Raw genomic sequence first — 21,453 nt, 5'->3', positions numbered from 1 at the left:
TCACGTGATCGTCTTCGTCAACGGACCGTTCGGCGTCGGCAAGAGCACCACTACCGCTCTCATCGCCCAGCGGCTGCCCCAGGCCATGGTCATCAACCCCGAGGCCATCGGACACATGCTCTGGTCCCAGCTCCCCGAGACCGTGCGCACCGAGGAGTTCGAGCTGGAACCGCTCTGGCCGCCGCTCACCCACTGCATGCTCGACCAGGCCGCCCGCGCCTACGACCGCCCGATCATCGTCCCGATGACCATCGTCCGCCACAGCGTCTTCGACCGGATCGTGGGCCCGCTGCGCGAGGCCGGGCACGACGTGCGCCACTTCACCCTGCTCGCCCCACCCGCCGCCATCCGCACCCGCTTGCGTGAGCGCGGCGAGGGCCCGGACAAGTGGGGGCCGCTCAGCTGGGAGGGCAACCAGGTCGAGCGCTGCCTCGAAGCCCTCCGCGGACCGGAGTTCTCCCACCACATCGACACCGAGCACCGCCCGGCCACCGCCGTCGCCGACGAGATCCTCACCCGCACGGGGCTGCGAGCGGCAGCCTGAGCAGACACCGGGGGTCGGGCCCGGAGCAGCATGCTCCGGGCCCGACCCTCAACACGTCCGAGACCAGGCCGGCGGCCAATGCCTCCGGCAGCCCGCGCTACGCGACGGTCAGCAGCGACCGGATCCGGTCCGCCCCGAGCGCCAGCAGCAGGGTGGGCAGCCGCGGCCCGGTGTCCCGGCCGACCAGCAGCTCGTACAGCAGCACGAACAGCTCCCGCTGGGCCGCCTTCAGCTCCGGCGACGGCGCGGCGTCCAGCGAAAGCCCCGCCTGGATCTTCGGCACGCCGTACACCAGCGACGTCAGCCCATCCAGCGACCAGTTGTCGTCCAGCCCGTCCAGCAGCAGCTTCAACGCCTCCCGCTTCTCGGGAGGCAGCTGCTCCAGCCGCTCCCGGTCCGGCTCGGTCCGTACCTGGGTCCGCTCCTCGGCGGGGACGTAGGTGCTCACCCACGCCTGCGCGCGGTCCAGCCGGGGCCGGGCCTCGTCCAGGCCCGCCAGCGGCTCCTCGACGGTGAAGTCCCGCAGGATGCGCAGGGTCTGCTCCGGGTCACCGGCCGCCACGTCCGCCACCGACGCCAGCGTGCGGAACGGCAGCGGCCTTGGGGTAGCCGGCAGCGGTCCGGCTGCCGGGCCGACCGAACGGTCCCGCATCGCGGCCTCAAGCTCCGTCGCCGTCCCAGCGGCCACCTTCCGGCCGAGCGAGTCCCACTCGTCGTACAGCCGCAGGATCTCCGCGTCCAAGGCGATCTGGAACGACTGCCGTGGCTGGCGCCGGCCGTAGAGCCACCGCAGCACCGGAGGCTCCAGCACCTCCAGGATGTCGATCGGCGTGGGCACACCGCCCTTCGAACTGCTCATCTTCGCCATGCCGCTGATCCCGACGAAGCTGTATCCCAGGTACGAGGGCGGGAGCCCGTCGAAAACCTCGCGCACCACCTGCGACCCGACGGTGAAGGACGATCCCGGCGAGGAGTGGTCCACGCCGCCGGCCTCGAAGGTCACGCCCTCGTACGCCCAGCGCATCGGCCAGTCCACCTTCCAGACCAGCTTCCCGCTGTCCGTGTCGGACAGCACGAAGCCGCCCTCGTGGCCGCACTCGCACCGGTACCGCAGGTCCGTACTGGCGTCGTCGAATGCGGTGACCGTCGTGGAGTCCCGCCCGCACACCTCGCAGTACGGCCGGTACGGGTAATAGCCGCCTGCGCTGGCCGCGGCCAGGTCCTCGTCGTCCTGCTCCACCTCGGCGTCGGCCGCGGCCTTCTTTGTCCGGTACCGACCCAGGACCTCGTCGATCTGCCGCCGGTGACGCATCGCGTGCACACTCTGCTCGCGGTAGGCCCCGGAGGTGTACATCCGGGTCTGGCTGATCTCGTCGACCTCGACACCCAGCTGAGCCAGTGCAGCCCGCAGCGGTGCCTTGAAGTGCTCCGCCCAGCTCTCGTGCTCACCACAGGGATCTGGAACCGCCGTGAGCGGCCGACCGATGTGCTCGGCGAAGCTCGCCGGAACGCCGGCCGGCACCTTCCGGAGCCGGTCATAGTCGTCCCAGGACAGCAGGTGCCGACACTCCAGCCCCCGCCGGCGAATCTCGTCCGCTACGAAGTGCGGAACCATGATCTCGCGCAGGTTGCCCAAGTGAACCGGACCCGACGGACTGATCCCGGAAGCACACACCAGCGGCGCGCCGCCACGGCGTTTGCCCTCGGCGATCACCTGGTCCGCAGCGGCGACCACCCAATCGCTCTGTTGCTTCACGCCCACGTCAAGTCCTCCGGCTGATGGGAATTCAGATGGTCATAGATTAGAGCCGTCAGCCACTGATCCAAACCGCAACGCGACAGTGCGTCACCGCCGGGCGGATCCCGTAGCGATGGGTTGTCGCCCGCCGTCTTGCCGGTTGAGACTATGGGGCAGTGGTACCGGGTGGGGCGGGGGTAGCTGGGCCTGCGTGATGTTGTGATCAGTGGATCGGTCGTATGAGGTCGTCTATCCAGATCATCGAGGCGCGGAGGTGAAGGCCTGCGAGGTAGCTCTCGGGTGTCTTGTCGAACCGGGTGGCGATGCCCCGCCAGGCCTTCAGCCTGTTGATCAGGCGCTCGACGGTGTTGCGCTGTTTGTAGAGTTCGGTGTCGTGGTCGACAGGTCGCCCACCCTTACCGCCCTCCCGTTTCCGGCTGGCCGCCTGGTCCCTCTTCTCCGGGATGACCGCCTTGATCCCGCGTTTGCGGAGGTAGGCGCGGTTGGCCCGGGAGGAGTAGGCCTAATAGGCGTTGAGGGCTGGGAGTTGGCTCAGCTCTGGCAGGGGCCGAGCGAGACGTCTTGCTGTATGCCGCGCTTCGAGCGCTTCGACAAGAGCGATACGTGCGCGGCCCCTGTCGCTTGGGACTCGGCCGCCGTAGCGTGCCGTGGTTCGAGCCGTTCCCAGGGCCACCTCTTGATCAGCCGGAGCCGTGGAGCTCTTCACGAGAGCGAGGACCCTGAGAATAGCTGGGGCCACGGACGGCTGATGGGGTGGTGCGCCGGCGAGCGCTTCTATTAGGTCGCCGAGTGGTCCTGCCGCGGCTCGACGCCAGCGGACAGCGAAGGATCGAGAAGAGGCACGCATGCACGTGACCTGCGGAATCGACTGGGCCGAAGACCATCATGATGTGGCGGTGGTCGACTCCGACGCCCGCCTGCTCGGCAAGCTCAGGATCAGTGACGACGCGGTGGGCTTCCAGGACCTGCTGCGTCTGCTCGCCGAGCACGGAGACACTCCCGACGAACCGATCCCGATCGCGATCGAGACCTCGCGCGGGCTCCTGGTGGCTTGCCTGCGGGCCTCCGGGCGCCGGGTCTTCGCGATCAACCCGATGGCCGTGGCCCGCTACCGGGACCGTCACACCGTCTCGCGCAAGAAGTCCGACCACCAGGACGCCGTCGTCCTGGCGAACATCCTGCGGACCGACGCGGAGCTCCACAGGCCTCTGCCGGGCGACTCCGACCTGGTCAAGGCGATTGCCGTCCTCGCCAGAGCCCAGCAGGACGCGGTCTGGGACCGCACCCGCGCCCACAACCGCCTGCGCTCGCACCTTCGCGAGTACTACCCGGCGATCCTGGAAGCGTTCGCCGACAAGCGTGAGCGGCTGCTGGCCCGTGAAGCCCGCGCAATCCTGGCGATCGCACCCACACAGGCCGAGGCCGCCAAGCTCACCCGCAGTAGATCACCGGACCGGCGGGACGGCGGGTTCTGCACGCGGCCCGCAGGGCATCGGCGACCAGCTCGGTCCGCAGGTGGTCCGCAGTCGCCCAGCCGACGACACGGCGGGAGGCGATGTCGATGACGGTCGCCAGGTAGAGCCAGCCTTCGTCTGTTGGGATGTAGGTGATGTCACCGCACCAGCGCGCGTCCAGGGCGGCGGGGTCGGGTTCGAAGTCGCGCAGGACCAGGTCCGGGCGGGTGGCGGCGTTCGGGTCAAGGATCGTGGTGCGCTGGCGCCGACGACGGTGCCGGCCCTGTAGGTCTGCCTGGCGCATCAGTCGGGCGACCCGGCGACGGCCGCACCGGTCGCCGCCCCGCCGGAGGGCGGCGTGGACACGCGGGGCTCCGTAGCTGCCCCGCGAGTCCGCGTGGATCTCGATGATCCTCTCGGTCAACTCGGCGTCGCGGACGGCGCGGGGGCCGGACTCGCCGCTGCGGCGGGCGTAGAAGGCGGCTCGGGAGACCTTGAGCAGTTCACACGCCCGTTTGACGCTGTGACCTGCCTGCTTCTCCGCCTCGATGAACGGGTGCACCGTCACCGGGTCTCCGTCGCGAAGAAAGCCGTGGCCCGCTTGAGAACCTCTACGTCCTCGCGCAGGCGGCGGTTCTCCCGCCGCAGCCGGGCCAGTTCCTCGCGCTCGTCGCTGGTCAGACCGTCCCGCTGGCCGGCGTCGGTCTCGGCCTGCTTCACCCAGTCCCGCACCGCGGTCTCGGTCAGATCGAAGTCCTTCGCGACCTGACCCACCGACCGGTCACCCCGTCGGCACAGGTCAACGATCTCCGCCTTGAACTCCGGCGTGAACGAGCGCCTGGGACGCGGCTTCTTCTTTCCCACGCTCTCCATGATGGACATCATCCCTCCGGGGCCGAAGCCCCTGATCAGGGGTGTCCGCCAAAGCGGATCAAGCCCAGGGCCCGTACCCCAGGGTTCCCGGGAGCGACCAGCGGCGCAGGAGGCCGCACAGCGCCGGAAAGGGCTATGGGGGCCTTGGGATGACGGGAGCGGCGGCAAGCTCTACTCCGGCCGTGCGACAGAACCTTCAATCGCGCATTCGCGTCAGCGAGGTCTTCCACAGCTTCTACTGCGGGTACTTCACCTACAGCGGGTAGGGAGAACGCGCTCGTCACCCGTAACTGCACCCCCCGTATAATCGCCCTGCTTCGACGGTCGGCGGGGAGGGCGGGGCAACATGGGGGTTTCCGGAGTGCCAGGGTCGGCGCACATAGGACCGTTCCGGGTGGTGGCCGAGCTCGGACAGGGCGGTATGGGCCGGGTACTCCTGGGCGTCGCCCCCGACGGACGGCTCGTCGCGGTCAAGCAGGTGCATGCCGAACTGGCCGGGGACGACGGCTTCCGGACCCGGTTCCGGCGCGAGGTGACGGCCTCCCGGCAGGTGTCCGGCGCCTACACCGCGCCCGTGGTCGACGCCGATCCGGACGCGGCGACGCCGTGGTTCGCCGCCCAGTTCGTGCCCGGGCCCTCGCTGAGCCAGGCCCTGGACGCCATGGGTGCGCTGCCGCTGGAGTCGAGCCGGCTGCTCGCGGCCGGTCTCGCGCAGGCGCTGGCCGACGTGCACCGGGTCGGTCTCGTCCACCGGGACCTCAAGCCGTCCAATGTGCTGCTCGCCGAGGACGGCGTCCGCGTCATCGACTTCGGCATCGCCCGGGCGGCGGAGGGGCAGACGAAGCTCACGTACACCGGGGCCCTGGTGGGATCGCCCCCGTTCATGGCGCCGGAACAGGTGGACGGACGCCAACTGACCGCAGCCGCCGATGTGTTCTCGTTGGGCTCGACCCTGGTCATGGCCTGTACCGGAAGGCCGCCGTTCACGGGCACCTCGGTACCGGGCATCCTCTACAACGTCGCGCACTCCGAGCCCGACCTGAGCGCTGTGCCGCCCGCCATGCTGCCCCTGATCGAGGCGTGCCTGGCCAAGGATCCGGCACAGCGTCCGTCGCCGCAGGCCCTGCTCTCCATGATCGGGCCGGTACGGCCCTCGGTGCGGCCGTGGCCGGATGCGGTGCACCAACTCGCGCTCGCGCAGCGGACCGAGATCGACCGGTACGTCACCGGAGCCGACGGAAGCGCGACGCTCACCGATGCCGCGCCTCCGCCCGCCGATGCCACCCCCTTCAGCGCCACAGCGCCCAGCGCCACCCCCTTCGGTCCCGCTTCCCTCCACCACGCCCCCACCATGACGGCGGCCGCCCAGGCCCCGCACCTCCCCGCCGCTCCGCCGCATCCGGCATATCAGGGGAATCAGGGGTATCCGTCGCCGCCCGTGCCCCCGCCCATCCCCGGTTCACGGCGCAAGCGCCACGCCTGGATCGCCGGCGGCTCCGTCGCCGCGCTGGCCACGGCCATCGCGCTGCTCGCTACGTTCCTGCCGCCGGAGGTGAACCCGTTCCACACGGAGGCCGTCCCGACGCCGGGCAACAAGCCCCTTGCCCAAGTCGCGGACAAGTACACCGGCTTCCCCCCGTCCTGCGAGGAGATCGCGGGCGAGGTGAAGGTGCCGGCCGAGTTCGCGCTCCAGCCGATGCGGCCCGGCTCCGAGATCTCGGACCAGGAGGACCACGACGACAAGGCCCGTTACCAGGAGGGCCGTTGTATCTGGCAGAGCCGCTCCGGCGACAAGATCGACCTCACGTGGGACCAGTACCGAACAGCGAAGGACAAGAGCGGCGCGGAACGGGCGAAGAAGCACTACGAGGCCCTCTACATCACCGGCACCACCCACCGCGCAGACATCGGGACCGGCGAGGAGGCGTTCTGGCACGGCAAACCGAGCCGCGGCTGTGTGTTGTACGCGCGGGACGTCAATTTCCAAGTGTTCGTCGCCGTGGAGGGCACCGCCTACCCCGCCGGCGACAAGTGCGAGGCCCTCGCCGTGTCCGTGGCCAAGGGGACCTACAAGGCGGGCTCGGCATGATGAAGCCACTGGGCCCGGCCGACCCGGCCACGGCCGGACGGTACCGGCTGCTCGCCGAGCTCGGCCAGGGCGGCATGGGCCGGGTGCTGCTCGGCGCCGCACCGGACGGCCGCCTTGTCGCGGTCAAGCAGGTGCACGCCCGGTTCGCCACCGACGACGGGTTCCGCGCCCGCTTCCGTCGCGAGGTCGCCGCATCGCGCCAGGTTTCCGGCGCCTACACGGCAGCGGTCCTGGACGCCGACACCGAGGCCCGACTGCCCTGGCTGGCATCGGCGTTCGTGGCAGGCCCGTCACTGGGCGCGGCGGTGGAAAACGCCGGGGTGCTGCCCGAGGAGGCGGTACGCCGTCTCGCCGCGGGCCTGGCCACCGCGCTGGTCGAGATCCACCGCACCGGCATCGTCCACCGCGACCTCAAGCCGGACAACGTGTTGCTCGCCGGGGACGGCGTACGTGTCATCGACTTCGGCATCGCCCGCGTCGCCGAGGGCGCGGACGCCACCGCCGTCACCCACAGCGGCTGGGTGGTCGGCTCGCCCGCCTTCATGTCGCCCGAGCAGGCGGAGGGCCAGGACCTCACCCCGGCGAGCGATGTGTTCGCACTCGGCGCGGTCCTCGCGATGGCGGCCACCGGCGACAGCCCGTTCTCCGGCACCTCGATGGCGGGGACCCTCTACAACGTCGTCCACACCGAGCCCGACCTGACCACGTTGCCGCCAGGTCTTGCTGCCCTCATCGGACCGTGCCTGGCCAAGGCCCCCGCCGACCGGCCGACCCCGCAGCAACTCCTCGCTCTCCTCGGCCCGATCACAGCCGCCGAACGGCCCTGGCCGCCCTCGGTACACGGCCTGATCGCCACCCAGCGGACCGAGATCGACCGACTGCTCGACACCACGGACCCCACCCCCGCCCCGGTCGCGCACTCCCCCACCTGGGTCTCTCCCTCTGCTCCTGGTCCCGGCTTCGGGCCACCGCTGCCTTTCGCGGGTACGCCCCCACGCGGACGCGCCATGAGGATCACGGCCCTCGTGCTCGCGGGCGTGCTCGCCGTCGCGGGCCTCGGCGTCGGCGCGTACGTACTGACGACTCGCGGCGGCGAAGCGGGCGGTTTGTCCGGGCCGCCCGACAAGTACAGCAAGGTCCCGACCTGCCCGGAGGCGGCCGGTCAACTGGGGCTGCCCGAGCGGGACAAGAAGCGCGACACGACGGGAGACAGCACCGGCGATGCGTCGACGAGCTGCACCTGGATGGGCACGGACGACCTCGGGGGCGGCTACGTCCTGGAGAACGCCTATACGCTCGCCTACGTCAAGTGGACGCTGAAGCGCACCGTCGGGGGCGACAAGAACGCGACCGACGTGCAGCGCGAGGAGTTCACCGAGGCCGCGGCCAAAGGCACCCGCGACAGCGGACTCGGCATCGGCGACGAGGCGTACTGGGAGCAGCCCAGAGGCGTCGACGAACACTGCGACCTGACCGTGCGCGACGGCAACATGACCTTCTGGGTGGTACTGGGCGGCGACGAGCACCCGGAGTCGACCTGCAAGACGGAGGCCGCACGGATCGCCCGCGCGGCCCTGGCGGCCATCCCCCCCGCAGAGTCATTGAAGTGACCGCGTTGTCCGGGGCCGTGGAATCCCGGGCCCTCGCGGGAGGGGGCCGGGGCCGACACGGTCACCGCCTCCCCCCGGCTGGCGACGGCCAGTGGCTGTGCCACGTCGACCACGGCGCCACCGGACCGCGGGAGGTGCCCGGTGCGCTGCCGTGGGATCAACGGCCCCACCGTCACTGAAACTGATCGTTTCAGAATGAGTTGAGCTGCGGGTCTTGTGCTCGACGATCTTGGTCGGCAAGGTGTCCGGGTGCGTGCTGATCTTGTTCCGGACGACCTGTGGGAGCGGGTGGCCCCGTTGCTGCCACCCGCTCCCGAACGACGCCACCGGCATCCCGGTCGGTTGCGTGTTCCTGACCGAACAGCACTCGCCGGCGTCCTGTTCGTGCTGCGGACCGGTGTCGCCTGGCGGGAGGTCCCGGCGGAGACCGTGGGCTGTTCCGGCGTGACGTCCTGGCGCCGGCTGCGGGACTGGACCGAGACCGGCGTCTGGCCCCGCCTGCACGCAGCCCTGCTGACCGAGCTTCGCCGTGCCGGCCGCCTGGACCTGGACGACTGCTCCGTGGACGGCTCGCACGTCCGGGCCCTCAAAGGGGGGACCACGTCGGCCCCTCACCTGTCGACCGCGCCCGCCCCGGCTCCAAGCACCACCTGATCGTCGACCGTCACGGAACCCACTTGCCGTCACGCTCACCGGCGGCAACAGGCGCGACGTCACCCAGCTCCTGCCACTCCTCGACGTGGTCACGCCGATTCGGGGAGCTCGGGGACGTCCCCGCCGCAAGCCCCGGCGCCTGTATGCCGACCGGGGCTACGACTTCGGCAAGTACCGCCGCGCGCTGTGGAAGCGGGGCATCAAGCCGTTGATCGCGCGACGCGGCGTCGCTCACGGTTCCGGACTGGGCAAGGTCCGCTGGGTGGTCGAGCTTGCCTTCGCTTGGCTGCACCAGTTCAAACGGCTCCGCACCCGCTACGAGCGACGCGCAGATCTCCATCAGGGCCTGCTCGAACTGGCCCGCAGCCTCATATGCCTGCGTCGCCTGCGAACCTCATCTTGAAGCGATCAGTTGGCGACGCTGAACCATCCCGGGCGAACCTCGGTCAGAAGCGATTGCAGGAACCGCACCGCGGTCCGCAGGTCCTGATCCGCGACGTCAAGAGGCTCCGGCAGGCTCAGCCCGTACCAGCGCAGCCGCCAGAGGTCGAAGATTTCGCTCCCGTCGGCTGCGAAGTCGACATCGACCTCGGGGCCGTTGCCGCTGACGAAGCGGCACCCTGCCCCATGAACCGTGAATGCGTAGGTGCCGACCTGCCCACTCCTGCTGATCCGGCGCGGATGGACCAGGCCGAGGACATCTGCTAGTGCCGCATCAGACAACGTTCGCCCCGTCCCGTGGGGCTGGGGCGAACGGGTGGGTGCCGTTGCGGAATGCGTAGTCTCGCGGCATGCATTCACATCGTCGTTTCGAGAACCCTCCTGCCCTGCCTCACGACGTGGTCGCCCAGACGTTGGAGCGGGCGCTCAGGGACCGGGTGCACGAGCCCGAGGCAGCGAGTGTGTTGGTCGGGACCGCGTTGAACGATGACGAGCAGACGTTCGTCGAGCACTGGTGCGTGGAGGTCGGGAGGCGGGCCGCGCCGGGCAGCCCTCTTCTCGGGCTGGCCGGCCTGTGCCTGGGACATACTGCTCGGCGCTTCGGTCGTCTCAGCGATGAGGCCTTGGCGCTGGCGGAGTCGTTGGCGACGCGTGCTGAAGCGGACCCGACGGACGTGGACGGGCGGGCACTCGACGGCTATGACGACGTCCGGAGCTTCCTGCACATCTGGTGAGTTCGGCTGCTGGGGCCGGGCTCAGGCGACGTTTGCCCTGGCCACAAGGGCGTTGAGGTGCTTGTCGGTGGCGTGCTTGTTCCGCCAGATGATGTAGCGGCGGATCATGCTGCCCTGGGCCTTGTGGCTGGGGTGGTCGGTGCCGTCGAGGGCGAAGTAGCGCAGGGCGGTGAACTGGGCCTCGATGCGGTTGAGCCAGGAGCTGTTGGTCGGGGTGTAGGGTCTCGACGTTGTTCGCCGCAGCCCAGACCCCGGCCCGCTGGCACCGCTTGGTGGTCAGGTGGGGTGAGTAGTTGTCGCAGATGATCGCGATGCGCACGTCGGCCGGGTGCAGCGCGCGCAGGTAGCGGCAGAACTCCAGGAACTTGGAGCGGTTCTTGGTCTTCTTGATGTGACCGTAGAGCTTGTCCTTGGCCAGGTCGTAGGCGGCGAACAGGTGGCGGACGCCGTGCGGTCGGGTGTAAGTCGCCCGCCGCCTGGGCCGGGGTTCCCGGTCGGAGTCCTTGTGCTTGCCGCCGCGCTCGGCCCACTGCCGTCCGGGGTGGGGCTGGAGGTTGAGGGGGCCGAACTCGTCCATGCAGAAGATGACTTCGGGCTCGCCAGCCTCGGGTATGACCTCGCGGTCGGCGATGGCGTAGAGGTGTTCGACCCGGGCCTTCTTGGTGGCGTAGTCGGGGTCGCGGGAGGTCTTCCAGGTCTTCACGCGTTGAAAGGAGACGCCTTCCTCGCGGAGCAGGATGCGTAGGCCCTCGTGGCTGATGTCATCGACCACCCCCTCGGCGACCAGGAAGTCGGCCAGTTTGGCCAGGCTCCAGGTCGAGAAGGGCAGGCCGTGCTCGGCCGGCTTGGACTTGGCGATCTTCTTGATCTCGCGGCGCTCGGGCAGCGTGAACGTTCTGGGACGGCCTCCCCGGTACTTCGGGTAGAGCGAGTCGAAGCCGTCGGTGTTGAAGTTGTGGATCACGTCGCGGACCCTGTCCGCGCTGGTGAACATCACCTCGGCGATCTTCGCTATGGGCATGCTCTGCGCGGACAGCAGCACCATCTGGGCCCGCCGCCAGGTCACCACCGACCCGGTTCCCCGACGGACGATCCGCAGCAGCCGTTGCCCCTCGTTGTCATCGATCTCTCTGACCCGTACTCGCTCCGCCATCCGCACAGCTTGGCGCAGATGCGCCGTCCAGAGCATCCCCCGGGACGGCGTCACATCACAACGAGGCGAACGTTGTCTGATGCGGCACTAGTGCTGCGTTTCTCAAATCAGGTAGACGTAGCGGCGTCGCAGTTGTCGGGTTGGAGGAGCGGGCCGGCCCCAGATCCAGGGGCGGGCGCGGGCGTTGAGCTGGGCGGTAGCGATTCTGGTGACCTGGGCGATCTCGTCGGGGTCGGCGAAGGACTGGCCGGCGAGTGCGGCCTTGCGGAAGATCCGCCACCAGGCCTCCTGGAGGTTGAGCCAGCACGCGCCGACAGGGATGAAGACATGCCGGATCCGGGGATGTCCCTCCAGCCACGCGCGGGTCGCAACACTGTTGTGGGAGGACAGGTTGTCGGTCACCACGTAGATGTCGCCTGTGGGATTGGCGTCCTCGATCAGCTGGAGGAACTGCTGGTAGAAGGCGCTGTTACGGGATGGGGCGCACATCGTGACCTGCTGCCCGTCCCGCACGCGCAGGCCGCCGTAGACCCAGGTCTTCTCCGGTCCGCGGGAGTAGTCGATCTCGTTCTTGATGCGGTGCCCGTCCGGTGACCAGCCCGCCGCCGTGGGAAGGTGCGCGGGATCACCGGCCCGAGCTCGTCGGCGCAGACCACGGTCGCGCCGTCGGGCGGGCAGGTGTAGAGGCCGATGATCCGCGTTCTTTTCCCTCGAAGTCACGGTCCTTCGAGCGGGTCCACGAGCGGGTGCGGCGCCACCTCGTGCCCTCGGTCAGGATGATCCGCCGCACCTGTGAGCGGCCGACCTCGATCCCCAGCCGCCGGGCCTCCTCGGCCAGAGCGTCCAGTGTCCACTCCGGTGGGGCCGCCTCGTCGGCAGGGGCCAGCTCCCCGTCCGCCTGCCGGGCGGGCCGTCCGGGTGGCACCTGCTTGACCAGGGCGATGATCCGGGACCGCTCGAGCTCGGTGAGCCGCCTGGGCCGGCCGGTGATCGGCCGGTCCTCCAGCCCCTCCAGGCCGAGATCGTTGAACCGGTGCAGCCACCAGCGGACCGTCTTCGCATGGCAGCCCAGCTCGGCGGCGATGGCCGCCACCCGCAGACCGTCCCAGCTCAGGGCGATGATCCGCGCCCGCATCACCAGATCCGCCGGCGCCTTCCGCGCCCCGGCGAGCCTGGCAACAGCCCTCTCCTCGTCCGCCCCCACGGCAGCCCGAGCCCGCAGCAAACCCGGCACGCCCCACCCCCAGCCACAAAGAAGCCCCAACACACGCTCTATACCCACGATTTGAGGAACGCAGCACTAGGGCCTGTTTCAGAAGTGGATCAAGGGCGTAATTAATCGCGTGCTTGGGGGCTGTCCGGCCTGACATACTCCGCGCCGTGACGACTGACCACAGCACCGGCCCGATTCTGACCACCGGCGAACGCGATGCCGAGCTCAACGACCGTCTGACCGAGGAACTGGTCGCTTTCAACACAGCCGCGACGGGTGCGGCCGACCGCGGCACGTTCTCGGTCAAGGTCACCGATGAAGCAGGTGAATTGATCGGTGGATTGGCTGCATGGACCTGGGGCGGCCTGTGTGGCATCGAGTTGCTTTGGGTGCGCGAGGACAGCCGCAAGGACGGCTGGGGCAGCAGGATCCTGCGTGCCACCGAGGCAGAGGCGCAACGACGTGGCTGTGATCGCGTGGTCGTCTCCTCCTTCACCTTCCAGGCCCCCGGCTTCTACGAGCGCCACGGCTATATCGAGACTGGCCGGACCCTAGGTATTCCCGGTGGGAACGCGGATGTGCACCTGTTCAAGTCACTCGCGCAGCAGGCGTCCTCAGGCCGGTCGTGAACATGCGTCACAGCCACTCGTTGATGGCTGCGACCAGCCCGGTCGCCTCGTAGCGGACGGCGAGTTTGTCGTATCCCGTGGCGACCGCGCGGTGGCGCTTGAGGCGGTTGATGCCGCACTCCACGGCGTGGCGCTCCTTATAGTCGGCCCTGTCGAACTTCGGCGGACGGCCGCCGCGGAAGCCGCGCTTCTTGCGGTAGGCGATCTGGTCGCGCTTCTCCGGGATCGTGCAGCCGATACGGCGTTTGCGCAGGTAGACGCGGTTCGCGCGGGATCCATACGCTCTGTCGGCGCGGACCTTGTCCGGCCGAGTGCGCGGGCGTCCCGGGCCGGGTCGGGGCACACGGATGCGGCCCATAACGACCTGGAACTGCGGGGAGTCGCCGCGTTGTCCGGCCGTGATCACGAGTGACATCAGCTCCTGCGCCTGCTCGACCGCCAGGTGGATCTTAGTGGTCAGTCCACCGCGGGAGCGCCCGAGCCCGTGGTCGGCAGGCTCGGCGAATACTCCGCCGGGCGGCTCGACCTGTAGGTCCCCGTTACCGTTTTCGCGGCCCCGCAACGGGGCTCCCGGCCTCCGGGCCCGGCATGACTGAGATCCCCAGTCGATCATGATCGAAAAGGTGGTGTCACCGGGCACCGGAGGCATCGGCAGACCGCTGATTAGGGGCACGAGCGCCGATCCCGTCCCGGGCACGGCAGGCTCTTCGTAACGTGGATGCCGGCACGCTGATGCCGCAGGTAGGGCCGGGGAGGGCACGACATGGAGAGCGCACGTGATCGACACGGGTGACATCGACGTCTATCTGGGCCTGGACGTGGGCAAGGGCGAGCACCACGCCACCGCCCTGACCCCGGCGGGCAAGCGGGTCGTCGACAAGCGGCTGCCCAACACCGAGCCGAAGCTGCGCGAGGTGTTCACCAGACTGCAGGTCCAGCACGGCACGGTGCTGGTGGTGGTCGACCAGCCGGCCTCGATCGGAGCCCTGCCGCTGACAGTGGCACGCGACATGGGCTGCCGCATCGCCTACCTGCCGGGCCTGACGATGCGGCGGATCGCCGACCTCTACCCGGGCGAGGCCAAGACCGACGCCCGCGACGCTGCGATCATCGCGGACGCCGCACGCACGATGCCCCACACCCTGCGCGACCTGGCGCCGTCCGACGAGGCCGTCGCCGAGCTGGAGATGACCGTCGGCTTCGACGACGACCTAGCTGGCGAATCCACCAGGATCAAGAACCGGCTGCGCGGCCTGCTCACCCAGATCCACCCCTCGCTGGAGCGGGCCCTCGGCCCGAGGCTGGATCACCCGGCCGTCCTGACGCTGCTCGAACGGTACGGCTCCCCGGCCCAGTTGAGGAAGGCCGGCCGTCGTCGGCTGGTGACCCTGCTGCGGCCCAAGGCCCCGCGGCTGGCCGAGCGCCTGGTCGAGGACGTCTTCGAAGCCCTCGACGAGCAGAGCGTCGTCGTGCCCGGCACCGACGCCGCCTCGCTGATCGTCCCCAGCCTCGCCAACTCACTCAGCACCGTGCTCGACCAGCGCAGACTCCTCGCCGCCCGCATCGAGGAACTACTGGATGCCCACCCTCTTTCCCAAGTCCTGACCTCCATGCCCGGGATCGGGGTCAGGACCGGAGCCCGCATCCTCATCGACGTCGGTGACGCCACCAGCTTCCCCACCGCCGGCCACCTGGCCGCCTATGCCGGACTGGCACCGGTGACTAGGAGCTCCGGCTCCTCCATACGCGGCGAGCACCCCGCCCGGCGTGGCAACAAGCAGCTCAAACGGGCCTTCTACCTCGCCGCGTTCGCGTCGCTGTCCCAGCCCGAGTCACGTGCCTACTACGACAAGAAGCGACGGCAGGGCAAACACCACGTCGCCGCCCTCGTCTGCCTCGCCCGCCGGCGCATCGACGTGCTCTTCGCCATGCTCCGAGACGGCACCTTCTACGAACCCCCGGCCACCGCTGCCGCTTGACGAAGACCATAGGGGCACCTTTTACGCGCACCGGCGGCGTGCTGGTGCGCGCGGGAGCGATCGTGGAGTCGACGGAGATGTCCCAGGTGATCAGGCCCTTCGCATCCACCCAGGCCTGGAGCTGCTCGAGAATCCGGTGCCACGTGCCGTCGCGCTGCCAGCGGCGAAACAGCCCGTACACCGTCTCCCACGGCCCGTACCGGTCAGGCAGATTCCGCCACGGTATGCCCGTGCGGGTACGGAACCGTATGCCGTTGATCAGCTGCCGCTTGGTGTGCACCGGCGGCCGACCCGGCTGATGCCGCGCGGCAGCAGCGGCTTCAGCACCGCCCCCTGGGTGTCCGTCAGATCTCCCCGAGCCATGGAACATGATCACCGCACGCCCTTGATCCACTTCTGAAACAGGCCCTAGCTTGATCTTTAACCTGTGCGGCGTGGGCGAGGGCTGCTGAGCTCAGGTTTCTTCTTCGCTGACGGCTTCGCGGGGCCGGTCCTTCCGGCCGTGTAGACGTCGTGCCGAGGGGTGGGCCGGGTGTTCTTGCGGCCGGGAGGTCGGCCTGGGCCGGGGCGGCCGGGTTTCGGCGCGCTGGCCGGGCAGGCGGCCTTCGGGCGGAGGTTTCGGAATCCGCGTCGCACGCGGGCCGGAGTCAGGCGTTCGGGCGGCGAGGGCTTCTCCCAGGGGCGGCGGAGGTCGGCCGCGAGCGGGCGGGCGAGCCGGAGTTGGGTGTAGGCGGCCAGGATCAGCCACGTCCAGCGATCGGCCGCCTCGGGGGTGCGGATCTTTGGGCAGGTCCAGCCCAGGGTCTGCTTGAAGAGTCGGAAAGTATGCTCGATGTCGAAGCGGCGGAGGAAGGCCTGCCAGAGTCGGTCGATGCCCGCCGGGACTGCGTTGGTGCCCGACCACCACAGCCAGACCGGCTTGGGGGTGGCGCCACTGGGCAGGTGGTCGACCTCCAGGCGGATCACGGTGCCTTCGATCACCGGCAGAGTGCCGTCCTGCGCAGCCCACGAGGAGCGGTGGGTCAGCCTCGGGTGCAGCCGGTCCCAGGACCGGGCTCTCGCGCTGCCGTAGAGCCGGGTTTCGGTGACGATCTCGGTGTCCGGGGCGCCCCAGGTGGCCGGGCTGCCGAAAACGAACTCGCCGCCGTGGCGGGGCGGACGACCCCTGGTGCCGGGAAGCCGGGGCGGACACGTCCTGCGCAGGACACGGTCCGAGCGCATCCTGGCCAGCACCTGCACGGGCAGGTCCTTCAGCAGGAAGGCCAGGCGCGGGGCGTCGTAGCCGGCGTCCGCGACGACGAGCACCTCCGGGTCGCCCGGCTGCCACTGGCCGGCCGTGATCAGGCGGTCGACGACTTCGCGCAGTTTGCCGGGCAGTGACGGTGACGGCATCTTCGCCCGGCGCCAGCCGCAACGCGTCCAGCGGCGCGGTCCACGAGCTGCGGCCGGGCTCCAGAGCGGTGATGACCGAGTAGGGCCAGCCCGGGACGGGGATGTGCTGGTCCTTTCCCCGGCCGTAGGTGTGGCAGAAGATCCGCTGAGGTGACGTGTGAGCGTCCGGCCGCAGCCAGCACGTGATGTCCACCGCCAGGACCAGCCGGCCGTCGGCGGACCGGGGCAGAGGCACCGCCGCGAGCGCCTGCCGCAGTCGGTCGGCATCGAGGCGACCGCGGGCCAGGGCATCGTAGAGACCTCCGTGGCCGCGGCGGTGTTCGCCGACCAGTGAGAGCTCCACCAGCGACCTGACGGGCCCGTCGGCGCACAGCACCGCGTCGGCCAGCTCGAACATCGCATCCCCGCGCCGCGTCAGACAGGCGTAGAACTCACCCCGGAAGCGTGACAGTTCAGCAAACCCGTCCTGCCGGACGCCCTCGTACAGCACACTCATGCCCACGGCCTTCGTTCTGGTCTTGTGTGTTCCTTGGTCGGAGCACAGGATCAGGCGAAGGCCGCTTCCGTGTACGGCAGTTACCGATCCGAGTGATCAAGTTCGGCAGCCCGTTCGAGGCAACTGCTTAAAGATCAAGCTAGGACCGCCCCAGGGAATCGGGGCATACCGGGCGGCCTGGGACGGTGCTGGGGCACCCCCGCCCCAAGCCGACGGCGACGCGGCGGTGCCCGCCGGTGATGGCCCGGATTGTGCGTCTCGGGTCCGGCGGGCACCGGCAGCAGCGTACCGGGCACGGCGGCCTCCGCCGGCGTTCTACGGCCCAGGGCGGAACGGGTCCTCGGGCCGGCCGGCCCTACTGGCTCAGGTTGATGCTGCCGTGGCGCCCTGCGGTGATCCGGACGTCGGTGTAGCCGTTGTCGTCGAGGAACTTCCGCAGCAGCCGCCAGTCGGCGACCGTCTCGTGAGGGCGGTCGGGCTCCTCCGGGGCTTCGCCACCCCAGGTCGAGTCGAACAGGATCGCGGCAACAACTGGCCTGGCCAGGTGGCCTCCCATCAAGCGGTCGGTACGGAAACTGTAGGCCGCCAACGTGGACGATCTTGTCGAGGATGTCGTAGTGCTCGCACAGGGCCGCAGGTGCGGGTCGGTGAAGGTGGTCTCGACGGCGGCCCGCAGGGCGGCGCGGTCCTGGGCCAGGTGGGCGAGGAGGTCGGTGGCCGCGGCCTCGACCTTGGCCGTGTCGTTCCAGTCGAGTCCCCTCAGCTGGCCGGCGTAGGTCTGGATCGTGGTCATGTGCGGGCTCCTTGGAGTGGGCGCGGGTGGACGGCGGTGCAGTGTGCGGTGTCGATGGCGCACGCCTGCCGCAGGCCGGTGGGTATGTCGTGGCCGACAGGTAGGCGGCGGCGAAGCCTGCGGAGAACGCCTCTCTGGCTCCGTGGGTGGGGGCGATCAGGCCCGGTCCGGCCGGGGCCCGGTGACGGGCGGTGCTTGTGCGGGCCACCGCGCCGTGCCCCTGTCCCGGGGACAGTTCACCGAGCGCCTCGGCCGGGAGCTGCTCACCGCGGTGTCCGAACTCTCCCGGGTCAAAGCCAGGGCACCGACAACCCCCACGTGATCGTCACCAGAATCACCAAATCCGGTCGGTCAGCAGCCTCGACCGCCTATGTCGGTCACATCCTGGACCCCTGCGGGGTTCCGCCCCGGACACTGCGATGCACCCGCCTGGCCGACCTGGTCAACACCCTCGACCCCAAACTCGTCGCCGCGACCTTCGGCATGGATCCCGAAGGCGTCATGATCTACCTCGCCGACCACGTCGACGCGGGCCGCTTGCCCACGCCGAATACACGATGACGTTGTGCGCCGGTTGACCTAGTGTTTCGCAGATGAGCACACACGACGCCGCCCTCAACGAGTCAGACGAACTGATCGTCCGCTGCCTGCAGGACCGGTCGGTGCGCGTCAGGTTCTTCGACCGTTCCCGCGAGGATCCGGACTGCGTGTTCTATGCGATCGAAGTTCACGCACTCGGCTTGAACGCCCGTGTCGACGAAGTCGCAGCCTGGAACTGGGACGCGGACCTGGCGCCCTTCCTGGAGGGACTCGCCCACGACTTTCGAGGCTGGGACGGAGACCGTGTCTGGCAGACCAACGACCGTGACCTGACCGTCAGTGCAGTCGCCCGATCGGGCGGTCATGTCGGGCTGACCTGGACTCTTCGACCGTGGCGGACATCGGTTGACAGTTGGTCTGCATCTGTTACCACCTGGCTGGAGGCCGGCGAGCAGATGTCCGCCCTGGCAGGGGATGTCCGGCACTTCCTCCGTTCGGGGCCCGAGGTCCATGGCTGACATGCGGCTGGTATGAACGCTGAGTGGACGCGGGTGGGCCGACTGCACCGTCGCCGACGACCAGATGGAAGCCATGGTCACCGCCTCCGATATCACCAACGTCCCTGAAAACCTTCTGACTGCCGTCGCCTGATTGGTAACCGGCGAAGCCGAGACGCGTGCCCAGTTCGAAGCGGAACCCACTGCATTCCGGTGGATCATCTACCGCGCGGGCAACGACGTGTGGATTCGCCTCCTTCAACTACCGGACGGTTCCAAGCACGACAACGCCGGCACCGAAATGTGGTCGTCCCAGCGGCCAGTACCGTCGCCGCCACGACGCTGATGGTCGCCGGCCACGGGGCGACGAGCGGCGCCACCGGAAGCACCGGGATGGGGTTGGTAACCCTCGACCTCCGCAGTTGCTCACCCTGGCCACCGACAGCCCGGTCTACTTTCTGTGATCCGGACAGCCCCTGGCAGCCCGGCTCCGACGAGTACACCACGGCCTGCTCCACCAGTACTCCCCAAGGGCACCGACCTGGCCGTCCAGGCCCGCAACACGAACCGGGCCTGGACCGGCCTCGACGAGATCCCCATCACCTACATACGCCCGCACATGGTCCGCAGGACGATGGCGATGGTCCCCGACCAGTTCCCCAACTCCGAGATCGCGCCGGCATCCACCTCAAGCACATCGCCGAGCGGGCCCGGGCCACGCCCTTGGCGGGGTCCCAGTGGCGGTCAGCCGCATCGAACCGGGCCGTGGTCGAGACCACCCGTTACCTCTCGCCGACGTTGGCATGCGTCACCGGAGCGCCTCGGCGCGTCGGCCAGGGGCGATCACAGTACGGAGGGGGAAGGCGATGAGCAGCGCGACAGCGACCAGGAGCCCGCTTACCCACAGCGGCCCGAGGTCCCCGGCCGCGGTGCCAAGAGTTGTCGCGGCGACGAGAGGTCCGGCGGCAGCGCCCACGTTGAGTGCCGCGGTCGCGTACGAGCCGGCCATGGTGGGCGCTCCCGCCGCCGCGTAGAGAACCCGCGTGATCAGCGTGCTGCCCAGCGCGAACGACAGAGCGCCTTGAACGAACACGACGCCAAGCAGCGCGACCGGCTCGTCAGCCAGCACGGCCAGGGCTGGCCAGCCGATGAGCAGCAGCGGACCACCGACTGCGAGGACGTGGGTCGGACGCTGGTCGGACAGTCGTCCAGCGACGGTGACGCCGACGAAGGAACCGGCACCGAAGAGCACCAGAGCGACAGAGATCCACAGCTCGTCCAGCCTGGCGGTGTCGGTCACGACCGGGGCGAGGAAGGTCAAGCCGGCGAAGGTCGCCGCGTTCACCAGCGCGCCGAGCAGCATGACCAGCGTCAACCGAGGGCTTTTGAGCTGGGCGAGCTCCGCGCGCAAGGTTGGCCCGCCAGTCGCCCCTTCCTTTACACGGCCTGCGGGGACTCCCTTCAGGATGCCAAGAGCCGCAGGCAGACAGAGGGCGGCGACCGCCCAGAATGTGGTCCGCCAGCCGAGTAGCATGCCGAGTACCGACCCACCGGGGACGCCGGCGATCGTGGCTACCGTTGTGCCTGACAGGAGTACGGCCAGCGCACGTCCCTTCTTGTCGGCAGGGACCAGTGTGGCGGCAGCCGTCAGGGCGACCGCGAGGAATCCTGCGTTCGCGAGCGCGGCGACGACCCGGGTGGCGAACAGCATCGGGAAGCTGGTGGTGATGGCTCCCACGGCGTGAGCTGCGGCGAAGGCGAGGATGAACGCGAGGAGGGTGGAGCGCCTGGGCCAGTTGCGGGCAAGCGCAGCCACAAGGGGAGCACCGACGATCATGCCGATCGCGAAGGCCGAGGTGAGTGCGCCTGCTGTCCCGACTGTGACGTCGAGATCCGAGGCGATGTCCGGCAGTAGGCCGGCGAGCATGAACTCCGAGGTGCCCATGGCGAAGACCGCCACGGCAAGGAGGTACAACGGAAGAAGCATCGAGTGGCTCCGAGTCGAGGGGAAGCACGAGAAGGTCATCTCGTCACCGCGACCAGCCCCCCGGGGGCGCGCTCGTCCGACCGCGGAACGCGGCGCGACGGCAGGATGATGAGCTCAGTGATTCAGGGGGCTGACGGCGTGACCGAAAGCCCCCACGGTGTCTGACTCAGGACTCGACATGGTCAGCACGCTACCCGACCACCGCCCATCGAGGCACCTTGGTTTCACCAACGTTGGCAAGTGTGCCGCGGACGTCATGTCCCACGACAAACAGTGACTCGTTCAGTGCCTGCTGGCCGCGCTGCCCCTGCGAGCTACGGACGAGGCCGAAGCCGAACGGCGGCTGCCGTCAGCGGCTGCTGTCAGAGCTGATCGGCCCGGGTATGGGCGGCGGTCGACGGCCGGACGAGCCGAGTGGGCCGCGAGCCCCGCTGCGGGCGCGAGCGTCGGTGACGGCGGCGGCGTGGATCCTTCCGCTCTCACGCAGGTGCTCACGTCCATGCTGCCGAAGGCTTCCGGCCCCGGCACCGGGACGTCCGGCCGCAGGGCCACGCGGAAGGTGGCGGTTTCGGCGTAGCTGGCCACGCTGAGGAGCCAGGACTTGAAGCCGTCGCCG

The 21,453-nt window shown here is 69.5% G+C and carries 17 protein-coding genes and 6 pseudogenes; 10 read left to right on the top strand and 13 right to left on the bottom strand.

Annotation, left to right across the window (positions count from 1 at the left end; genetic code table 11):
- The first annotated feature begins 4 nt into the window (after nucleotides 1-4).
- The gene (locus ACZ4UX_RS14840; RefSeq protein WP_465706901.1) at nucleotides 5-544 is read left to right on the top strand and encodes an AAA family ATPase; all 540 of its coding nucleotides are present in this window, start codon (nucleotides 5-7) and stop codon (nucleotides 542-544) included.
- Between the two features lie 97 nt (nucleotides 545-641).
- Here the strand turns inward: ACZ4UX_RS14840 and lysS are convergent, their stop codons facing one another.
- Nucleotides 642-2,306, bottom strand: coding sequence for a lysine--tRNA ligase (gene lysS / locus ACZ4UX_RS14835; protein ID WP_465706900.1), 1,665 nt, complete (start codon nucleotides 2,304-2,306; stop codon nucleotides 642-644).
- 199 nt (nucleotides 2,307-2,505) lie between these two features.
- Nucleotides 2,506-2,805: pseudogene (locus tag ACZ4UX_RS14830) on the bottom strand (transposase); the annotation flags it as partial.
- 343 nt (nucleotides 2,806-3,148) lie between these two features.
- On the opposite strand from ACZ4UX_RS14830, the pseudogene ACZ4UX_RS14825 reads away from it, so the two are divergent.
- Nucleotides 3,149-3,739 (top strand): annotated as a pseudogene (locus ACZ4UX_RS14825) (IS110 family transposase); the annotation flags it as partial.
- Here the strand turns inward: ACZ4UX_RS14825 and ACZ4UX_RS14820 are convergent.
- On the bottom strand, nucleotides 3,735-4,319 hold the full coding sequence (locus ACZ4UX_RS14820) for an IS3 family transposase (RefSeq protein ID WP_465707015.1): 585 nt from the start codon (nucleotides 4,317-4,319) through the stop codon (nucleotides 3,735-3,737). The pseudogene ACZ4UX_RS14825 and the gene ACZ4UX_RS14820 sit on opposite strands and share 5 nt — an antisense overlap.
- A gap of 2 nt (nucleotides 4,320-4,321) precedes the next feature.
- Nucleotides 4,322-4,630, bottom strand: coding sequence for a transposase (locus ACZ4UX_RS14815; protein WP_465706899.1), 309 nt, complete (start codon nucleotides 4,628-4,630; stop codon nucleotides 4,322-4,324).
- Nucleotides 4,631-5,027: 397 nt separating this feature from the next.
- On the opposite strand from ACZ4UX_RS14815, the gene ACZ4UX_RS14810 reads away from it, so the two are divergent.
- The 3 genes and pseudogenes from ACZ4UX_RS14810 (at nucleotide 5,028) to ACZ4UX_RS14800 (ending at nucleotide 9,386) form a co-directional block, all read left to right on the top strand.
- Nucleotides 5,028-6,719: a serine/threonine-protein kinase gene (locus ACZ4UX_RS14810; protein WP_465706898.1), complete on the top strand. Its 1,692-nt coding sequence runs from the start codon at nucleotides 5,028-5,030 to the stop codon at nucleotides 6,717-6,719.
- The gene (locus ACZ4UX_RS14805; RefSeq protein WP_465706897.1) at nucleotides 6,716-8,329 is read left to right on the top strand and encodes a serine/threonine-protein kinase; all 1,614 of its coding nucleotides are present in this window, start codon (nucleotides 6,716-6,718) and stop codon (nucleotides 8,327-8,329) included. The genes ACZ4UX_RS14810 and ACZ4UX_RS14805 overlap by 4 nt, the downstream gene beginning before the upstream one ends.
- Nucleotides 8,330-8,578: 249 nt before the next feature.
- Nucleotides 8,579-9,386 (top strand): annotated as a pseudogene (locus ACZ4UX_RS14800) (IS5 family transposase).
- Between the two features lie 5 nt (nucleotides 9,387-9,391).
- Here the strand turns inward: ACZ4UX_RS14800 and ACZ4UX_RS14795 are convergent.
- Nucleotides 9,392-9,706 (bottom strand): DUF6896 domain-containing protein, encoded by a 315-nt coding sequence (locus ACZ4UX_RS14795; RefSeq protein ID WP_465706896.1) that lies wholly within the window; start codon nucleotides 9,704-9,706, stop codon nucleotides 9,392-9,394.
- Nucleotides 9,707-9,774: 68 nt separating this feature from the next.
- On the opposite strand from ACZ4UX_RS14795, the gene ACZ4UX_RS14790 reads away from it, so the two are divergent.
- The gene (locus ACZ4UX_RS14790; protein ID WP_465706895.1) at nucleotides 9,775-10,158 is read left to right on the top strand and encodes a hypothetical protein; all 384 of its coding nucleotides are present in this window, start codon (nucleotides 9,775-9,777) and stop codon (nucleotides 10,156-10,158) included.
- Nucleotides 10,159-10,179: 21 nt separating this feature from the next.
- Here the strand turns inward: ACZ4UX_RS14790 and ACZ4UX_RS14785 are convergent.
- The 3 genes and pseudogenes from ACZ4UX_RS14785 to ACZ4UX_RS14775 all read right to left on the bottom strand — a co-directional run bounded on the left by ACZ4UX_RS14785 (nucleotide 10,180) and on the right by ACZ4UX_RS14775 (nucleotide 12,446).
- Nucleotides 10,180-11,311, bottom strand: a pseudogene (locus ACZ4UX_RS14785) (IS630 family transposase).
- A 102-nt stretch (nucleotides 11,312-11,413) separates the two neighbouring features.
- Nucleotides 11,414-12,031 carry a transposase gene (locus ACZ4UX_RS14780; RefSeq protein ID WP_465706894.1) on the bottom strand — a complete coding sequence of 206 codons (618 nt, stop codon included), beginning with the start codon at nucleotides 12,029-12,031 and terminating at the stop codon, nucleotides 11,414-11,416.
- Nucleotides 11,937-12,446: a helix-turn-helix domain-containing protein gene (locus tag ACZ4UX_RS14775; protein WP_465706893.1), complete on the bottom strand. Its 510-nt coding sequence runs from the start codon at nucleotides 12,444-12,446 to the stop codon at nucleotides 11,937-11,939. Before ACZ4UX_RS14775 ends, ACZ4UX_RS14780 begins: the two co-directional genes overlap by 95 nt.
- Nucleotides 12,447-12,691: 245 nt before the next feature.
- Between ACZ4UX_RS14775 and ACZ4UX_RS14770 the strand changes: the two genes are divergently transcribed.
- Nucleotides 12,692-13,153, top strand: coding sequence for a GNAT family N-acetyltransferase (locus tag ACZ4UX_RS14770; protein ID WP_465706892.1), 462 nt, complete (start codon nucleotides 12,692-12,694; stop codon nucleotides 13,151-13,153).
- A gap of 7 nt (nucleotides 13,154-13,160) precedes the next feature.
- On the opposite strand, the gene ACZ4UX_RS14765 is transcribed toward ACZ4UX_RS14770, so the two are convergent.
- Complete coding sequence (locus tag ACZ4UX_RS14765; protein ID WP_465706891.1) at nucleotides 13,161-13,766, bottom strand: IS5 family transposase; 606 nt, start codon at nucleotides 13,764-13,766, stop codon at nucleotides 13,161-13,163.
- A gap of 163 nt (nucleotides 13,767-13,929) precedes the next feature.
- Here ACZ4UX_RS14765 and ACZ4UX_RS14760 point away from each other — a divergent pair, with 163 nt between their 5' ends.
- A complete protein-coding gene (locus ACZ4UX_RS14760) occupies nucleotides 13,930-15,132 on the top strand; it encodes an IS110 family RNA-guided transposase (RefSeq protein ID WP_465706890.1) in 1,203 nt (400 codons plus the stop codon).
- 190 nt (nucleotides 15,133-15,322) lie between these two features.
- On the opposite strand, the pseudogene ACZ4UX_RS14755 reads toward ACZ4UX_RS14760, so the two are convergent.
- From ACZ4UX_RS14755 to ACZ4UX_RS14745, 3 genes and pseudogenes are all read right to left on the bottom strand, one after another.
- Nucleotides 15,323-15,502: pseudogene (locus tag ACZ4UX_RS14755) on the bottom strand (transposase); the annotation flags it as partial.
- 50 nt (nucleotides 15,503-15,552) lie between these two features.
- Nucleotides 15,553-17,020: pseudogene (locus tag ACZ4UX_RS14750) on the bottom strand (NF041680 family putative transposase).
- Nucleotides 17,021-17,375: 355 nt separating this feature from the next.
- Nucleotides 17,376-17,813: a hypothetical protein gene (locus tag ACZ4UX_RS14745; RefSeq protein WP_465706889.1), complete on the bottom strand. Its 438-nt coding sequence runs from the start codon at nucleotides 17,811-17,813 to the stop codon at nucleotides 17,376-17,378.
- Between the two features lie 318 nt (nucleotides 17,814-18,131).
- Between ACZ4UX_RS14745 and ACZ4UX_RS14740 the strand changes: the two genes are divergently transcribed.
- Nucleotides 18,132-18,374, top strand: coding sequence for a hypothetical protein (locus ACZ4UX_RS14740; RefSeq protein ID WP_465706888.1), 243 nt, complete (start codon nucleotides 18,132-18,134; stop codon nucleotides 18,372-18,374).
- A 32-nt stretch (nucleotides 18,375-18,406) separates the two neighbouring features.
- A complete protein-coding gene (locus ACZ4UX_RS14735) occupies nucleotides 18,407-18,871 on the top strand; it encodes a DUF6228 family protein (protein WP_465706887.1) in 465 nt (154 codons plus the stop codon).
- Nucleotides 18,872-19,658: 787 nt separating this feature from the next.
- On the opposite strand, the gene ACZ4UX_RS14730 is transcribed toward ACZ4UX_RS14735, so the two are convergent.
- Nucleotides 19,659-20,837 carry a Cmx/CmrA family chloramphenicol efflux MFS transporter gene (locus tag ACZ4UX_RS14730; protein ID WP_465706886.1) on the bottom strand — a complete coding sequence of 393 codons (1,179 nt, stop codon included), beginning with the start codon at nucleotides 20,835-20,837 and terminating at the stop codon, nucleotides 19,659-19,661.
- Between the last annotated feature and the right edge of the window lie 616 nt (nucleotides 20,838-21,453).

It is taken from the genome of Kitasatospora sp. NPDC028961 (assembly GCF_055564815.1).
The sequence above is the reverse complement of the archived record's forward strand: the minus strand, read 5'-3'. Positions and strand labels throughout refer to the sequence as shown.

Excerpts from the sequence above, each read along its gene's own strand:
- ACZ4UX_RS14815 (WP_465706899.1), bottom strand. The coding sequence starts at position 4,630 with ATGGAGAGCGTGGGAAAGAAGAAGCCGCGTCCCAGGCGCTCGTTCACG.
- ACZ4UX_RS14805 (WP_465706897.1), top strand. The coding sequence starts at position 6,716 with ATGATGAAGCCACTGGGCCCGGCCGACCCGGCCACGGCCGGACGGTAC.
- ACZ4UX_RS14790 (WP_465706895.1), top strand. The coding sequence starts at position 9,775 with ATGCATTCACATCGTCGTTTCGAGAACCCTCCTGCCCTGCCTCACGAC.
- ACZ4UX_RS14775 (WP_465706893.1), bottom strand. The coding sequence starts at position 12,446 with ATGCGGGCGCGGATCATCGCCCTGAGCTGGGACGGTCTGCGGGTGGCG.
- ACZ4UX_RS14765 (WP_465706891.1), bottom strand. The coding sequence starts at position 13,766 with ATGATCGACTGGGGATCTCAGTCATGCCGGGCCCGGAGGCCGGGAGCC.
- ACZ4UX_RS14745 (WP_465706889.1), bottom strand. The coding sequence starts at position 17,813 with ATGACCACGATCCAGACCTACGCCGGCCAGCTGAGGGGACTCGACTGG.
- ACZ4UX_RS14735 (WP_465706887.1), top strand. The coding sequence starts at position 18,407 with ATGAGCACACACGACGCCGCCCTCAACGAGTCAGACGAACTGATCGTC.
- ACZ4UX_RS14730 (WP_465706886.1), bottom strand. The coding sequence starts at position 20,837 with ATGCTTCTTCCGTTGTACCTCCTTGCCGTGGCGGTCTTCGCCATGGGC.